Genomic DNA, 16797 nt, shown 5'->3' with positions numbered 1-16797 from the left:
TTTTAGTCACGTTTTTAATCAACAGCCATTAATAGAACATTCTCAACAGTATGCTAAAAAGCCATATTGTTATTTTAAATAAACTGAATTTTTAATATTGCTTTTAACAATTTTAAAGTATAAATGTTATTAATAATCAATCAAAAATTGACTCAATTCAAACACATTGAATTTTACTAAACAGTTTACAAGTAATCGAAAAGAAACAGGAAATTTTATGTCAGACAGTACAGTGAACGATATTGAAACTATGATCAACACCCTTGGCAAACAAGCTAAAGCAGCAGCAAAGGCGCTGGCCAGTGCAAGCACTGAACAAAAGAATCAAGCATTAACCGTAGCAGCTGATGCCCTGCGCCAAAATACCCCTGCTTTACTTGAAGCAAATGCACTTGATGTACTCAGTGTTAAGCAAGCGGGAAAAGCAGACTCTTTTATTGACCGATTAAAACTCACGCCTGAAAGAGTTGAAGCTATGGCTGTTGCTCTTGAAGATATTGCAAAGCTACCTGATCCTGTTGGCCGTTCATTAGCTGAATTTGATCGTCCAAACGGACTTAAAATATCTCGCGTATCAACACCTATAGGTGTTATTGGTATGATCTATGAATCACGTCCAAATGTCGGTGCCGATGCAGGCGCTTTGTGCTTAAAGTCTGGCAATAGTGTTATTTTACGTGGCGGCTCTGAAAGCCTGAACTCAACTCGCATTATTGTTGATTGCATGGCTACAGGTCTACGTGCTGCTAATTTGCCTGCAACATGTATACAACTTGTTGATACTGATGACCGTTCAGCCGTTGCTGCTTTATTACGTTGTGCTAAATATGTGGATTTAGTGATTCCTCGTGGTGGTCGTGGCCTTGTTGAGTTAGTCAGAAATGAAGCCCAAGTTCCAACATTACTGCACTTAGATGGTAATAATCACATTTACATTGATAAAGATGCTGATTTAACCAAAGCTTTGAGCGTGGTTAATAATGCTAAACTGCGCAGAACTGGAGTTTGTGGGGCAACTGAAAGCCTTGTCGTGGACCAAGCAATAGCAAATGAATTTCTGCCTCAACTTGTTGACACTCTCTTAGGTTGCGAAATTAGAGGTGATAAAACAGCACAAGCTTGTGACAATAGAATAAATGCAGCTAACGATGCTGATTGGGGTACTGAGTACCTTGATGCCATTATATCTGTCAAAGTTGTTTCAGGATTAGAAGAAGCATTAAACTTTATTGATGAACATTCATCAAAACATACTGATGCCATCATCACAGAAAACCAAGACGTCGCAGAAGTATTTATGCGCGCCGTTGATTCAGCTATTGTTATGCATAATGCATCAACCCAGTTCGCTGATGGCGGTGAGTTTGGCATGGGCGCCGAAATAGGTATTGCTACAGGAAAAATACATGCCCGTGGACCTGTTGGTTTAGAACAATTAACAATTTTTAAATATCGCGTAGCTGGTCAAGGACAAATTCGTCCTTAATGTTTATATCACGTTGATTAATTAGCTATTCGCTTTAATAGGTAAAATACAAGTAGCACAATAAATTAACTAAATGGGTATTGGCTTTGCTCAACACTATAAACAGAAAACGTAAAATGGGTTTACCATAAACGTTTTCTGTTTTTTTTACCTAAAATAATGTCTATGCTCGGCCAAGAGACACGATTAAGCCGAAATAAGTAAATACACAAGAAGTATTACTTCCTTATAAATGCGTTAAGAATGGGCATGATACATTTCATTTTTGTCTAATTTATTCTGCTAAAAGCATATATCTCAGAGTTATTTGCGATATTTGGAAAATCTAAGGTAACTAATCGTTAAAAACGCTTTGCTAACGAGTCTGAACTAGGTAAGCTCAAACCAAAGAATTAACCACAATAATAATTATTATTTATGAGCAATATTAGAGATTCATTTCATTCGCGCATTGGCTTTGTGCTCGCAGCAGCAGGATCAGCAATCGGACTAGGTAACATTTGGGGTTTCCCTACTCAAGCTGCAAACAATGGCGGTGGTGCATTTTTATTTGTTTACCTTGTCGTGACGATTTTATTGGCATTTCCAGCGCTTTATGCAGAAGTGTATATAGGTAACCAAGCCCAAAAAAATCCGGTTTCTGCATTAGAAGATGCCTGTAGAGACACCTCACCTAAACTGGGTAAATATGCTGGTTTAATTGGTTTATGTGGCGCAATTATGATGTTGAGTTTTTATACCATAGTTGCCGGCTGGATGCTCTCGCATGCTATATCGCCGGTAGCTGAATTACTTGGCTATCATGAAACCTCACAATGGCTTGCCACTTCAAGCACCTCACGAAACTTAATGTTTACGCCGATATTTATATTACTGGGGGCGGCTATTATTCATCAAGGGGTTAACGCCGGAATAGAAAAATGGTCATCACGATTAATGCCTGTTTTGTTGATCATGTTAGTAGCACTGATCATTTATATACTGCAACAACCCGGTGCAGAAAAAGGCTTAAAAACTTATTTAATTCCAGATTTTACGCAAGTAACTAATCCAAAGTTAATTATATCGGCAATGGGACAAGCCTTCTTTTCATTGTCAATTGGTGTAGGTGGCATGATGATATACGGCTCTTATATGAAAAAAGACCGTGATATAGGTAAACTCGCTATTTCGATCACCGCGCTTGATACCTTCATCGCTTTTATGGCGGGTTTATTAATTATCCCCGCACTATATGTAGCAGAAGCGGCTGGGCAACAAGTGTTTCAAGGCGACAAATTAATTGGTGAAGGTCAGTTAATATTCAACATTTTACCAGAGCTTTTTAACTCTATGGGTAGCATTGGTATGTTGGTGGCAATTGGCTTTTTCTCGTTATTATCTATTGCCGCACTAACTTCGACAATTTCTTCAACCGAAGTTCCGGTGGCCTACCTAGTTGAAGAAAAAAAACTTTCTCGCCCTAAAGCAACTTGGTTGGTTTCAGCGATTGTACTCGTTGCTAGTATGACCTTAATCGCATTTTTTGATAGCCTTTTTGGCTTGGTTATTCGACTACTTACCACTATTTTACAACCGTTAAGCTGCCTCTTTTATTTTATAGTGGTTGGTTGGTTATGGAAACGTGGTAATAAATTGCGAGATGTGTCTTTGCAAGAAGGTAGAAAATGGCTACCAATTTGGGGCAATTATTTACGTTTTGTTTGTCCGCTGTTGTTAACCATTGTTTTTGTTAATGTCGCAATTTTAAACTAAAAAATGGATTTTTTTAGAGCAAAATTAATAACTTCTTCATTGAGTTAAAAGTATTATATCAATTGGTATTAAATCGCCTTAAAACAATTACCCCAAAATAATTACTACAAAAAAGCCCGAGATAATTAGGTTATCTCGGGCTTTTTTATGTCAGATTTATACCAAACGTAATAAGTTATTGACCAATTTTAAGCGCGGATAAATTGTTCAATAATACATCTTTATTGTTCCAGACTAAACATAAGTACCTGCGTCCCTGCAGGCACATGTTTATTGTTCCAGACTAAACATAAGTACCTGCGTCCCTGCAGGCAAGGGTTTGATTGACTCTTACTGGATGTAAGTCATTAGCACAATGCAGGAGCATATTGTCGAGTAATAGCGGGCTATTGGAATTGAAAACAACGCAGTTATTGACGATTTAAACAGCCTTAAAATGTTCGATTATTTATTTCAATTGGTATTACTTGCTGATTAATATCAAAACGTATTGCAAATCACTCTTTAGGTTCAACTATTTAAAGTATAAGCAATACTGTTAATGTAGTTTTAATAACTTAGTTGCCTTGGTAATGTTTCAACTTATTCACTCACGTTATTACGGCCAGATTTTTTCGCTCTATAGAGAGCTTGATCAGCTAACTTTAACGTTTGATCAAAACTTAATTTTGATTTTCTCGCGGCAAGCCCTATAGAAATAGTTACACTGACCGTTTTAACTTGGCTATTTTTCTTTTTAGAACGCGCTTCTTTGGTTTTACGCTGCTCTTGACGAATAACAATGTCATAGTCTTGCACCGCCTGCCTAACCGCTTCTAACGCCGGCAGAGATTGTTCAATGGTTTTACCTGGAAATACAATCGTAAACTCTTCACCGCCATAGCGAAATACTTTGCCTGAGCCTTTAACTTGTGCCAGCTTACTTGCTACTAACTTCAACACCTGATCGCCAATATCATGACCATAGGTATCGTTAAATTTTTTAAAGTGATCAATGTCTAACATGGCCAAGGTATATTTTCGCCCTAACGATAAAGACAATTGATTAAGCGCTCGTCTCGAAGGCAAGGTTGTTAATTCATCACGATATGCTAAAAAATAGGAATCAACGACAACCGCAAATAAATAATGCATTAACATCAAGGTTAATAACACGCTCCACGGTAATGTAACTAACTGATAGTATTGGCCAAGCCAAATACAAAAACTTGTTAGCAATGCTGTCGTTACTAAACTTTTTTCTCTTAAAAAACGCCAAAATAGTAAAAGCGAAAAACATGCTAATGGTAGCTCTAACGTTAGGTACTTTAACCAAGGTTCAAGCCACTTAATCGCAATTAATTCGCGGATAAGGATATCAGCATTATCTGACCAAACATAACAGCCCCCTATAACAACTAGGATCAGAATTAAGCGGAAAATGCCATGAACTGACAATAAACCTCGATCTTTAATCACACTTAATACCGAAAACACAGCAGCACCAACAAGCACTAACCATGGGCCGTTAGAGAAAACCCAAGATTGCCAAGGGACATCATGCGACAAAGTGAGATAAAAAATAAAAAGCGTGATAGCAGCTAAAGCGAGACGACTGCGATTGAAGTAACTTGCAAGTATAATCGTAATGCAAAATAAACCATATAATACTTGCTCTATAAGATTAATTTTTGCAAACCAGTAATGTTGAAATTCACTAATAAATATAAAGGCAATACAAAAAATAATTAAGCTGACAATGCTATTTCTAAAACCGCTGAAAAACTGAATCAAGCGTAACTCCAAGATATAATGTCGAAAAGTGCGAGCTATACGCTGCTAACATCAGCAGCTAAACGTTAATAACAATATTTTATTGAACAAGGCTTTGCAGTTAATCTGAAGGTAATGCAATACCTGATTCTTTTTTTTCTTGTTTCAATTCTACCTGCTCTATTTTCTCAAAACGACTACTAATTTTATCGGCCGAGGTATGAATTTGCTTCACGTCACTGGCGGCTTGATCTATATGTTTTGCTAAATTTGCGAAACGGCCTTTAAAACGAGCGAAATCTGCAGAAAGATGTGATAAATGCGCTTGAATAACATGAATTTGTTTCCGGGTTGCTTCATCTTTTAGCACTGAACGCGCCGTTGTTAAAATCGCCATTAAGGTTGTTGGCGAAGCTAACCAAACACGCTTTTTATTAGCATAATCAACCAAATCACTATGATGCGCATGAATTTCGGCAAAAATAGCTTCAGCCGGAATGAACATTACCGCGCCATCAGCCGTTTCCTTTTCAATTAAATATTTAGCACTAATATCATTAATATGCTTTTTAATGTCTAGCTTAAATTGGCGTTCAGCCGCTTTTCGTTCAAATTCACCTAGCGTGTTATCAGCCATTTTTTTGTAACTTTCGAGAGGGAATTTAGAGTCAACCACCACATTCCCTGTTGGCGCAGGTAAAAATAAAATACAGTCGGCTATTTTACCGTTTGACAAGGTGTGCTGCAGCGCGAAGTGTTGCTCTGGTAAAACATTGCGAATTAAGGCATTAAGTTGTACCTCACCAAACGCTCCACGCGAACGTTTGTCTGACAATACTTCTTGTAAGCTAACCACATTAGTAGAGAGTTCAGTAATTTTTTTCTGCGCGTCATCAATTAACGCTAAACGCTGGAGAATATCATTAAAGGTTTTAGTGGTTTTTTCAAAGCCATCAGCTAATCGTTTTTCAACTTGGCCACTAATATCTTTCAGACGATTATCTGTTGAAACGGTAAGTTCATCAATTCTTTTCGCCATTTGCTCACTGGATAAATGCAAAGACTTAGCCATTTCTTCACGCCCAAGTTTGGCCGTTTCAGTGAGTTGGGTGATAAGTTGCTCGGTAGCTTTACGCTGATTATCGCTAAAAGCAATATGGTGCTCGTATAAGGTTTTTTTCAACGCTTCATTGTGGCTAAACAATTGTTGTACTTGTTTTTCACCTTGCTCACCATGTTGGCGTAATAATTTTAATTTAAAATCTGAAATTTGCTGTTCAAAGTAAGTTTTTAGCTCGCTTTGTTGAGTAGCTAACTGTTGATGATTAAAGTTTAATTGTTGCTGTAATTGTTGTTGGTGACTGGTATTTACTTCATAGCTCAGGTTTACTTTATCAGTTAACTGCTGCAAAAGTTGTTGCTGTGCATTAAATGAGTTTTGCTGAGTTTTAATCTGTCTAAGCAGTAGTAATATGGTGATAACAACGCTCACCAATAACATTAACGCAGTAAAGATTAAAATAGGGAAGTTTTCTAATGCTAACCATGGAGAATTTAATAAAGAAGTCATTACGCAGCCAAACACTGTAAATATGAACAGTTATTAAAGCATACTTTATTGATAAGGTTAATAGTTATTTACTTTGTATAGGTGGGTAATGAAATAATATCTTGCATAATAGTCTTTACTACTTTGATAAATTAATGACATAAAAAAACGCCCATAATGAGCGTTTTTATTGCTAGTAAATCACTAAATTAGCATTTATTTACCTTTTAATTTACTGTCAAGATCTTCAATTTTTGCTTGCCAAATAGCAGGGCCAGTTACATGCGCTGACTCACCTTGGCTATCAACAGCAACTGTTACAGGCATATCTTCAACTACAAATTCATAAATGGCTTCCATCCCCATATCTTCAAAAGCAACAACTTTCGCTTTCTTAATTGCTTTAGATACTAGATATGCTGCGCCACCAACGGCCATAAGATAGACCGATTTGTGATTTTTAATAGATTCAACAGTTTCAGGACCACGCTCTGCTTTACCAATAGTACCTAACAAGCCCGTTTGAGAAAGCATCATTTCAGTGAACTTATCCATACGAGTTGCTGTTGTTGGGCCTGCAGGACCTACTGCTTCTGTTCCAATAGCGTCAACCGGGCCAACGTAATAAATGAACTTGTCGGTGAAATCAACCGGCAGTTTTTCGCCCGCAGCTAACATTTCTTGAATTCGTTTATGCGCAGCGTCGCGACCCGTTAAAATAGTACCGCTAAGTAGCACGGTTTCACCTGTTTTCCAGTCGCTAATATCTGCTTTTGAAAGCTCATCGACATTAACTCGGCGAACATTTTCGCCAACTTCCCAAGTAATTTCAGGCCAATCTTCTAGTTTAGGCGGTGTTAAATCTGCTGGGCCTGAGCCGTCGAGGTGAAAGTGTACATGGCGCGTTGCAGCACAGTTAGGGATCATTACAACCGGTTTAGAGGCAGCATGTGTTGGTACCGACATAATTTTAATATCAACAACCGTTGTTAAGCCACCTAGTCCCTGAGCACCAATACCTAATTTGTTTACACGATCGTAAATTTCTAAACGTAATTCTTCTTCAGCATTCTCTGGACCACGATCAATAAGCTCTTGAATATTTACCGGCTCCATCAAACTTTCTTTGGCTAAAACACCGGCTTTTTCAGCCGTACCACCAATGCCTATACCTAACATGCCTGGTGGACACCAACCTGCCCCCATTGTTGGTAGCGTTTTAACAACCCAATCAGCAATAGAGTCACTTGGGTTTAGCATCGCCATTTTCGATTTATTTTCACTACCGCCGCCTTTTGCTGCGATCATCACTTCAATGTGATCACCTGGCACCATCTCAATATGCACTACAGTTGGCGTGTTATCTTTTGTGTTAATACGTTTACCGGCAGGGTCTGCAACAATTGAAGCACGTAATGGATTATCAGGATTTAAATATGCACGACGCGTTCCTTCATCTACCATTTGTTGTACTGTTAAATCAGTATTGTCCCACTGTACAGCCATACCGACTTTTACAAAGCAAGTTACAATGCCAGTATCTTGACAGATAGGTCGTTTACCATGAGCTGACATACGCGAATTTATCAGTATTTGCGCAATAGCATCTTTAGCTGCCTGACTTTCTTCTTTATGATACGCCTTTTCTAGCGCTTGAATAAAATCTAGCGGGTGGTAGTAAGAAATATATTGCAATGCATCTGCAACGCTTTCGATTAAATCTTGTTGTTTAATAATAGCCATAACGGTCTCTTTTTTATTAATTGGGCGCGAGAAAAGTTGAAAGTTATAAATTTGCCGATATCATACCTTGCTTGTTAAATAGCTACCAGTATCAAATGCTCTATTAATTTACATTGTAATATTGTTATGAGATTTAAAGTCTTGTCATAACGCCAATGGCATTCGCTATAGGTATAATGACTAAATATAAATTGTGTGAGAATACTTTGCCAGCCAAACCAGTAAATAAACTATCAAGTACGTTATCAGCTAAACCGTTAACAAATATATTAGCGTTTAATAGTCAATCTCTTTTTGCCTCTATTGCCGATCAGCCTTGGGCTATGTGGTTAGACTCTAGTGAAAGTGAGCATATTGATAGCTGTTACGATATTTTAGTTTGGCAACCTACTATCACAGTAACTACCTTGGATAAAATAACCACGGTTAAAAATCTTCACACTAATAAACAATATCAAAGTGATCAAGACCCACTATTCATTGTGCAGCAAGAACAAAAGACGTGCTTTAATAACATTAAGCTACCGTCAATTGAATTACCATTCAAAGGTGGAGCTGTAGGTTATTTTTCTTACGATTTAGGTAAACGTTTTGAAGTAATAAAACAAAAAAATAATAAAGATATAGCTATACCCGAAATGTCTGTTGGTATTTATCAACAAGCGATTATTTTTGAGCGAAAATCTCAACAAGTTTGGTTGCTATGCCTTGACGAAAAAAGATCAGAAATAGAAACACTTATTAATGGCTTATTAAGTAAAAACCTTAACAGCGATAAAGTAAGAACCGAAAATTTACACCAAACTGATTTTCAACTTACCACACCTTGGCAGTCAAATATGCAGCCTGAACAATATCACGAAAAATTCGAACAAGTGCAAAACTATTTGCTCTCAGGTGATTGTTATCAAATCAACTTAGCGCAGCGTTTCAGTGCAGAATATACGGGCAATGAATTTCAAGCCTATTGTGCCTTAAGACAAGAAAACAAGGCTCCTTTCTCCGCTTTTCTACGCTTTGAAAATAGTGCTATTTTAAGTATTTCACCTGAGCGTTTTTTAAGATTAGTTGATAATAAAGTACAAAGTAAACCGATTAAAGGCACTCGGCCTCGCCATGAAAATGCTGCAATCGATCAAGCCAATGCTGACGAACTCCAAAATGCCAGTAAAGATAAAGCAGAAAACTTGATGATCGTTGACCTATTGCGTAACGACATCAGCCGAGTTTGCACACCGGGTTCGGTCAAGGTCCCAGCATTATTTGTTATTGAAAGTTTTCCGGCAGTACATCATTTAGTGAGCACAGTAGAAGGCGAACTCAACCCAAAATATGATGCAAATGACCTACTTCGCGCAGCATTTCCAGGGGGTTCAATTACGGGTGCTCCCAAAATAAGGGCCATGGACATTATTGAAGAGTTAGAGCCAAATCAACGCAGCGTTTATTGTGGATCAATTGGTTATATATCAGCTTGTGGCAATATGGATACTAGCATAACTATTCGCACCTTAGTTTGTCATCAACAACAAATTCACTGTTGGGCAGGCGGCGGTGTGGTGATAGATTCAAACGTTGACAGTGAGTACCAGGAAACTTACGATAAAGTGAATAAAATTTTACCGATACTAAGTAAGTTAAACTTGTCAGAATAACTATAATAAGTTTATTTACTGAAGCTCTCATCAATTATTTCCTGCTATCGCTATAGCTATACTTAAGTGACAAACGTTGTATGACAAAAGAAGAATTTATTCAGCGCTTTCAAATGCAATCTTTGCCTGTTTCAGCGCATAAATTTCGTTATCAACAACAGTTAAAAAGTGCGGCTGTATTGATCCCTATTTTGAGTTATAACAATCAGCTAGAAGTAGTATTAACGAAACGTGCTAGTCACTTAACTCATCACCCTGGGCAAGTGAGTTTTCCGGGCGGAAAAGTCGAAAAGTTTGATCTAGATATAACCGCAACAGCGCTGCGAGAAACACATGAAGAAATAGGGCTAGAACCTTCTTGTATAGATGTTATTGGTCAACTTCAGCCTTATCAAACCATTTCAGGTTATGAAGTAACGCCTATCATTGCGATGGTTTCTAACCAAAAAAGTTATCACATTGACAAAAACGAAGTAGCAGAAGTTTTCCATGTGCCTTTAACACACTTTCTACACCGACAACATCATATTCAAATACCTGTATATCATTATGGTAAACAACATAACGTACATTTTATGCCTTATAAAAAATATAATATTTGGGGCGCAACCGCCGCTATGTTACATGATTTAAGTACCCTACTAAATCAAGACAATTAATCCCGTTTAGGCTATGTCATTCATTGAGTTATTTTACAGCCTAGTCATTAATTTTAGCTATAATACATTCCACCTAAATATACATTTTGTTATCAATGCTGAATTCTTTCAGCTACAATAACCGAACAAAATTTTATTTACCTCTACATTTAACAGTATTTATTCAGGTTTTCTTATGATTAGTGTATTTGATATGTTTTCAATCGGAATTGGTCCATCCAGTTCTCATACCGTTGGTCCAATGAAAGCAGCAAAATTATTTGTTGATAACCTTATAGCTGAAAATAAGCTAGTTAAAACGGATCGTGTGAAGTGTGAGCTGTTTGGTTCGTTAGGCCAAACAGGTATAGGCCACGGTACTGGTAAAGCTGTTATTTTAGGATTAACTGGAGAAAGTCCAGAAACTATTCCTGTAGATTCTATTGAGTCTATACTGGCTGATGTGGTTGCAAGCGAGAAAATAAACCTCAACAAAGAACATTTAATCTCGTTTCCTAAATCGAACGCTATTATTTATCATCGAAGAAAAACCTTACCTGCACACGCTAACGCAATGACATTTTTTGCATACAGTAATGATGAGGTGATCTTTGAAGAAACCTATTATTCAATTGGTGGCGGCTTTATTGTTAAAGACTGCGACTTTGAAAAAGAAAAAGATAAAGCATTATCAACCCATGCCAACATTGACCGCCCACATCGATTTTCTAGCGCCGATGAGCTATTGAAACTAGCGAATGAAAAAGGCCTAAGTATAAGTACTATTATGATGGACAACGAGAAATGTTTGCAAGACGAGTCAAGCATACGTTCAGGTCTTATAGAAATATGGGATGCTATGAAGGCTAGTATTTCTCGAGGCATAGTAACAGAAGGAATTTTACCCGGTGGTTTAAAAGTTACGCGAAGAGCACCCGCATTGCATAGAGCACTGTGCGTTGAAAAAAACACGGATCCTCTTTCAGCTATGGATTGGGTTAACCTATTTGCTTTAGCAGTTAATGAAGAAAATGCCGCTGGCAGCAGAGTGGTAACAGCACCAACAAATGGTGCAGCAGGTATATTACCTGCAGTTTTATCTTACTACGATAAATTTATTAAGCCGGTTAATGATCAAGACTGTATTCGTTATTTATTAACCGCTGCGGCAATTGGTATTTTATACAAAACCAATGCAACCATTTCAGGTGCAGAAGGCGGTTGCCAAGCAGAAGTAGGTGTAGCATGTTCAATGGCTGCAGGTGCACTAACCGAAATAATGGGTGGCACACCTCAACAGGTAGAAAATGCTGCAGAAATTGGCATGGAACACAATTTAGGCTTAACTTGTGACCCTGTTGGCGGTTTGGTACAAGTTCCTTGCATTGAGCGAAACGCTATGGGCTCAGTAAAGGCAATTAACGCTTCTCGTTTGGCTCTTAGAGGCACAGGAGTACAAAAGGTATCATTAGACAAAGTAATTAAAACTATGTGGGATACAGGTAATGATATGAAGACTAAATATAAAGAAACATCGCGCGGCGGTTTAGCGGTTAATATTACAGAATGTTAACGTGTTAAGTTAATAAGTTAATAAGTTAATAAGTTAATAAGTTAAATACAATATTGCATTCGGCTATTTATAAACATAGCGTGTAAAATCTTATCAACTAATGTCGAGTTATAATGCACGATAATTCGCCCAATATTCCTCTTAAAAAACAATAAAAAAACCGTATTTAAAATACGGTTTTTTTATGATGTAAACTTAATCAGTTGCCTAGCTATTAACGCATAGGTAATTTAATGTTGGCAAACATTTCATCTATCTCAGCATTATTTTTTAATAAAATAGCTTTGGTCACTAAATCACGATTTAAGTGCGGAGCAAAACGTTCAATAAAGTCAAACATATAGCCTCTTAAGAAGGTGCCACGTCTGAATCCAATTTTAGTCATACTCGGACTAAATAAATGGCTCGCATCTATAGTAACTAAATCATTATCTAACTTAGGATCCATTGCCATAGTAGCAATAACACCAACCCCAACACCTAAACGAACATAAGTTTTAATAACATCAGCATCAGTAGCGGTAAAAGCAATTTTTGGTTCAACACCTATTTGATTAAAAGCAATATCTAACTCTGAACGTCCGGTAAAACCAAATACATAAGTCACTAAAGAGTATTGTGCAATATCTTCAATAGTAATGTTTTGTTTAGTCGCTAAAGGGTGATCTGCTTTAACAATTATACTGCGATTCCAGCGATAACAAGGCAACATAACTAGGTCATTGTACAAATGCAAAGACTCTGTCGCTATAGCAAAATCTGCATCACCTTTGCTTGAGGCATCGCTAATCTGTGCCGGTGTCCCCTGATACATATGTAAAGATACTTTTGAGTATTTTTTCATAAACCCCTGAATAACTTCAGGTAAAGCATATCGTGCTTGAGTATGCGTTGTCGCAATACGGAGCTTACCTTCATCTGGCTGAGTATGCTCTCGAGCAACTGCTTTAATTGCTTCGACTTTAGACAAAATTTCTGTCGCGATGTTGATCACTTCATTACCCGCAGAGGTAACATGGGTCAAGTGCTTACCGCTTCGACCAAAAATTTGAATACCAAGTTCGTCTTCAAGCATTCTAACTTGCTTGCTAATACCAGGTTGTGAGGTAAAAAGACTTTCAGCCGTGGCAGAAACATTTAAATTATTATTGAGTACTTCGACGATATAACGGAGTTGTTGCAGCTTCATAATTATCATTCAGAGTTTTCTTAGACGAAAAATATATACTTAATTGCACATTTATTCCATATTTTTTTAAAATTTGCGTAAATAATATTCTAAATTCACCTATATAGACTTAAATCAGATCGCATTAATGAACGAATAAAATCAAACTAAGGTAACCATTTAGAGAAATAATCAAAAGAAAACGCTTTGTGCTTTGCTTCACCTAACAATTTTTGTAAACTGCTGTATTAGAATTTGTATTTTCAAAAAACTGAGTATTAAACATGGGCATTATCATCGCTTTAATTATCGCTTTAATTATCATTGTAGTGGTAGTGAGTGCTATACAGCAACATAGAGAAAAAGTAGAGCAAGAAAAGCGCGGAAAAGCAGCTAAACAAAAAGCTATTATCGATGAAACAGAAGAACTCCTACTAAGTATTGCTAATTTACCTAGCAACCCAAATTTAGTTGTTATATTAAATAATCGAAGCCTAAATGCTGCCAAAACCATGGCGGAGATATTGCCAGAGAATAAACAATTAATAGCCCGTGTTAAAGAAATGGAAACTCGAGTTAATGCGAGTAAATCCAATAAAGCTGAAGCCGCAAGCGAGCAAAGTTTTACCTTACCCGACAGTGAACAACAACTTGTTAGCGTTTTACAGTGCATAAAAAAATTACGAATAACATTAAAATCTGAGCAAACTAAAGGCAACTTAGATCCACAAACTTTTACGCAAGAAGATAATAAGCTATCTGCAATGCAACTTAAAATAGGTGTTGAAACCTTACAAAAAAGAGGCATGATCGCGTACCAAAAAGAAATGTTAGGTTCATCTAGACAGTATTTAGAGAAAGCACTTCAAACAATCGCTGAAAACCCAATTCAAACCGAGTATTGCACTGTAAAGAAACAAGAAATCAGTAATATACTCGAAGAAATAACCTCTGCTTTAAAAAATACTAATGCGAAAGATGCCGCTAAAAAAGCAAAATCTGAAGAAGATGATTTAGATTTATTATTCCAGCCAAAGAAAAAGTGGTAAACAATACACTGAAGTAAAACCAATAAATACATTGGTTTTACTTCTAGCTAATGATGAAAACACCTAAAAGCAACATTCCTTATATAACGCTACCGTCTTTTTTACGCCGAGTATTAAAAGCTTACGCACTTAAATCATTAATAAGAGCGCAAGGTTGCGAACTTAATCGTATTGGACGCTCACGCAATTGGCAGTTAAAAGCTACTTTCGAACAACTAGAAAATATAACCAGCCTCATAGAACAAAGTGAAGAATCAAGTTGGCAATGGGTTGCTGTTCATATATCCAAACAGAGTAAAAACTTAGGCTTTGATATGTTATTAGCAATTGCTAAAAAGAATTCAGGAATTACTGTGTCAGAGTTAATGCAACGCACAGATTGCACCATAGCAGAAGCTAGAAGAGTTATTGATGTATTGGAGTTTGGCGAGAGCCCGTAATAACCTAAGTACATTACACCAAAATCATAAGCACACGCTTCTATTCCTGCCACTGTTTTTAGCTTGATACAAAGCGGTATCCGCTTGTTCAAATACTGCAGTCCAATTTAATTCTTCTTGGCGCTCAGCAATACCAATAGATACTGAAATTTTGGGTAAGTAAGCTTTAGAGTCTCGTTGCATTAACTTCAATTGCGAAATGGCTAGCCTAATTTTTTCTGCTACCTCATGCGCTTGTGACATAGTTTTATTAACCATTACAACAATAAATTCTTCCCCACCAAAGCGAACAGCAATATCTTGAGCTGATATTGATGTTTTAATTACTTTCGCAATGCGCTCTATAACCTTGTCACCAATAAAGTGACCGAATTGATCGTTTATATTTTTAAAATGGTCAATATCAATTGCTAACGATGAGTGGACTTGTTCTATATCGAGCTCTTTTAGCTTTATATCACAGCCACGTCGATTATATAAACCAGTTAAAGAATCTAGTATTGCCTCATGACGTGCCGCCTCAAGCTTCGCTTTTAAGAAACTAACTTCACCACAAGTGCGTGTTAACTCCAGAGAAAGATCACTGTGTTGTTGCTGTGAGGCAGTTATATTGTTCATTAAAAATGAAACAATATTTTGCATGGATTTATGGTATTCATGCTTAGTTAACGCTTTTTCAGCTTTTTTTAGATTTGAAGCTACTGTTTTATCACTGTCGACTTGTAGATTAATTTTTTCTAACGTTGCTGTTAAAGACTTTTCAATGGGATCTAATATTTGCTTATCAATAGCATGAGAATTAGAAATGTACTTTTCAAATAGGCCTTCAATAAACGTTAAGTCGACTTCTTGAAATGTTTGAACATGTCTTTCCAGCTCTGCACTTAGTTTTTCATTACGGTTACTAATGTGTAGATAAATGACGGAATAATTAACTGGGCTTGGTGGTATTTGATAATGAGATAAAAATTCATTAGTTGATGCACTGTACTTCAGTGCCTCATCAAAGTTATCTTTAATAAGCACAAGCGCTCCTTGAGAGTCTATGTTTTATTATTATTGTTTAATAACACAGTCTCCCTAGAGATTGCGCTATTAAAATTAGAATATCTAAATTCAATTCATTCAACAAGTAATAAAAAATTTAACTTATCATTCATCTTTATACTAATGATTAAATGGTTAATTATTTCAGCATAAAATTGTTGGTAGGAGATGTGGGGACGAACTGTAAGATTTAAGTAAGTTTAGTCAAAGCTGTAAGTTCCAAGCTGTCAGCTTTCAGTAAAGATCTATTAGTGACTTTAGTCAAAGCTGTAAGTTCTAAGCTGTCAGCTTTCAGTAAAGATCTATTAGTGACTTTAGTCAAAGCTGTAAGTTCTAAGCTGTCAGCTTTCAGTAAAGGTCTATTAAATAACTTTAGTCAAAGCTGTAAGTTCTAAGCTGTCAGCTTTCAGTAAAAATCTTTTAGTAACTTTAGTTTTTAAACTGACAGCTGATAGTTCAAAACTGATAGCTATTATTTGATGTCTTAAACTGACAGCTGACAGCTCAAAACTGATAGCTATTTTTTGCGGATTTTAGACAGCAAAAAGCCCGTCACTTTCGTAACGGGCTCTTCTCAATAGAAGCCTAGCAATGTCCTACTCTCACATAAAAGAGAAGAACACCCACACGCTCTTTACCACCGGCGCTAACACGTTGACGTGCATGGATGCACTAATTCCGCGAAGACAGGCTGTCTAAGAGCGGTCACTTCTGAGTTCGGAATGGGATCAGGTGGGGCCATTTCGCTATATGTATTTTATCAAATTCCAGATAGCAAAAAGCCCGTCACTTTAGTAACGGGCTCTTCTCAATAGAAGCCTAGCAATGTCCTACTCTCACATGGGAACTCCCACACTACCATCGGCGCTAACACGTTTCACTTCTGAGTTCGGAATGGGATCAGGTGGGGCCATGTCGCTATTGTCGCTAGACAAAAAAGGT

Annotated in this window: 12 protein-coding genes and 1 rRNA gene; 7 read left to right on the top strand and 6 right to left on the bottom strand. The window is 37.0% G+C overall.

The features are described 5' to 3' along the window. Positions 1 to 217: 217 nt before the first annotated feature. Both B6A32_RS14425 and B6A32_RS14420 read left to right on the top strand, forming a co-directional pair. On the top strand, positions 218 to 1486 hold the full coding sequence (locus tag B6A32_RS14425; RefSeq protein WP_085305314.1) for a glutamate-5-semialdehyde dehydrogenase: 1269 nt from the start codon (positions 218 to 220) through the stop codon (positions 1484 to 1486). A gap of 417 nt (positions 1487 to 1903) precedes the next feature. Continuing rightward, the gene (locus B6A32_RS14420; protein WP_085305312.1) at positions 1904 to 3241 is read left to right on the top strand and encodes a sodium-dependent transporter; all 1338 of its coding nucleotides are present in this window, start codon (positions 1904 to 1906) and stop codon (positions 3239 to 3241) included. 582 nt (positions 3242 to 3823) lie between these two features. Here the strand turns inward: B6A32_RS14420 and B6A32_RS14415 are convergent. The 3 genes from B6A32_RS14415 to B6A32_RS14405 form a co-directional block, all read right to left on the bottom strand. Then, positions 3824 to 5014, bottom strand: a complete 1191-nt coding sequence (locus B6A32_RS14415) for a GGDEF domain-containing protein (protein WP_233131431.1) — start codon at positions 5012 to 5014, stop codon at positions 3824 to 3826. Positions 5015 to 5114: 100 nt separating this feature from the next. Continuing rightward, the gene (locus tag B6A32_RS14410; RefSeq protein ID WP_085305308.1) at positions 5115 to 6563 is read right to left on the bottom strand and encodes a DNA recombination protein RmuC; all 1449 of its coding nucleotides are present in this window, start codon (positions 6561 to 6563) and stop codon (positions 5115 to 5117) included. A gap of 195 nt (positions 6564 to 6758) precedes the next feature. Then, positions 6759 to 8285 carry a fumarate hydratase gene (locus tag B6A32_RS14405; protein WP_085305306.1) on the bottom strand — a complete coding sequence of 509 codons (1527 nt, stop codon included), beginning with the start codon at positions 8283 to 8285 and terminating at the stop codon, positions 6759 to 6761. Between the two features lie 176 nt (positions 8286 to 8461). On the opposite strand from B6A32_RS14405, the gene pabB reads away from it, so the two are divergent. From pabB to B6A32_RS14390, 3 genes are all read left to right on the top strand, one after another. Then, positions 8462 to 9940 (top strand): aminodeoxychorismate synthase component I, encoded by a 1479-nt coding sequence (pabB, locus tag B6A32_RS14400; RefSeq protein WP_085305304.1) that lies wholly within the window; start codon positions 8462 to 8464, stop codon positions 9938 to 9940. Positions 9941 to 10020: 80 nt separating this feature from the next. Beyond that, complete coding sequence (locus B6A32_RS14395) at positions 10021 to 10599, top strand: CoA pyrophosphatase (protein ID WP_085305302.1); 579 nt, start codon at positions 10021 to 10023, stop codon at positions 10597 to 10599. A gap of 175 nt (positions 10600 to 10774) precedes the next feature. Then, positions 10775 to 12151, top strand: coding sequence for an L-serine ammonia-lyase (locus B6A32_RS14390; RefSeq protein ID WP_085305300.1), 1377 nt, complete (start codon positions 10775 to 10777; stop codon positions 12149 to 12151). Between the two features lie 214 nt (positions 12152 to 12365). Here the strand turns inward: B6A32_RS14390 and cysB are convergent, their stop codons facing one another. Then, positions 12366 to 13340 (bottom strand): HTH-type transcriptional regulator CysB, encoded by a 975-nt coding sequence (gene cysB, locus B6A32_RS14385; RefSeq protein WP_085305543.1) that lies wholly within the window; start codon positions 13338 to 13340, stop codon positions 12366 to 12368. 263 nt (positions 13341 to 13603) lie between these two features. Here cysB and B6A32_RS14380 point away from each other — a divergent pair, with 263 nt between their 5' ends. Together B6A32_RS14380 and B6A32_RS14375 are read left to right on the top strand one after the other, a co-directional pair. Then, a complete protein-coding gene (locus B6A32_RS14380; RefSeq protein ID WP_085305298.1) occupies positions 13604 to 14368 on the top strand; it encodes a hypothetical protein in 765 nt (254 codons plus the stop codon). Between the two features lie 50 nt (positions 14369 to 14418). Further along, on the top strand, positions 14419 to 14808 hold the full coding sequence (locus tag B6A32_RS14375; RefSeq protein ID WP_233131430.1) for a ribosome recycling factor family protein: 390 nt from the start codon (positions 14419 to 14421) through the stop codon (positions 14806 to 14808). A gap of 24 nt (positions 14809 to 14832) precedes the next feature. Here the strand turns inward: B6A32_RS14375 and B6A32_RS14370 are convergent, their stop codons facing one another. Both B6A32_RS14370 and rrf read right to left on the bottom strand, forming a co-directional pair. Further along, positions 14833 to 15834 carry a GGDEF domain-containing protein gene (locus tag B6A32_RS14370; protein WP_085305292.1) on the bottom strand — a complete coding sequence of 334 codons (1002 nt, stop codon included), beginning with the start codon at positions 15832 to 15834 and terminating at the stop codon, positions 14833 to 14835. 838 nt (positions 15835 to 16672) lie between these two features. Next, positions 16673 to 16787: ribosomal RNA gene (gene rrf, locus B6A32_RS14365) — 5S ribosomal RNA — on the bottom strand. Positions 16788 to 16797 lie beyond the last annotated feature (10 nt).

The organism is Colwellia polaris (assembly GCF_002104515.1).
GTDB classification, from domain to species: Bacteria; Pseudomonadota; Gammaproteobacteria; order Enterobacterales; family Alteromonadaceae; genus Cognaticolwellia; species Cognaticolwellia polaris.
The sequence above is the reverse complement of the archived record's forward strand: the minus strand, read 5'-3'. Positions and strand labels throughout refer to the sequence as shown.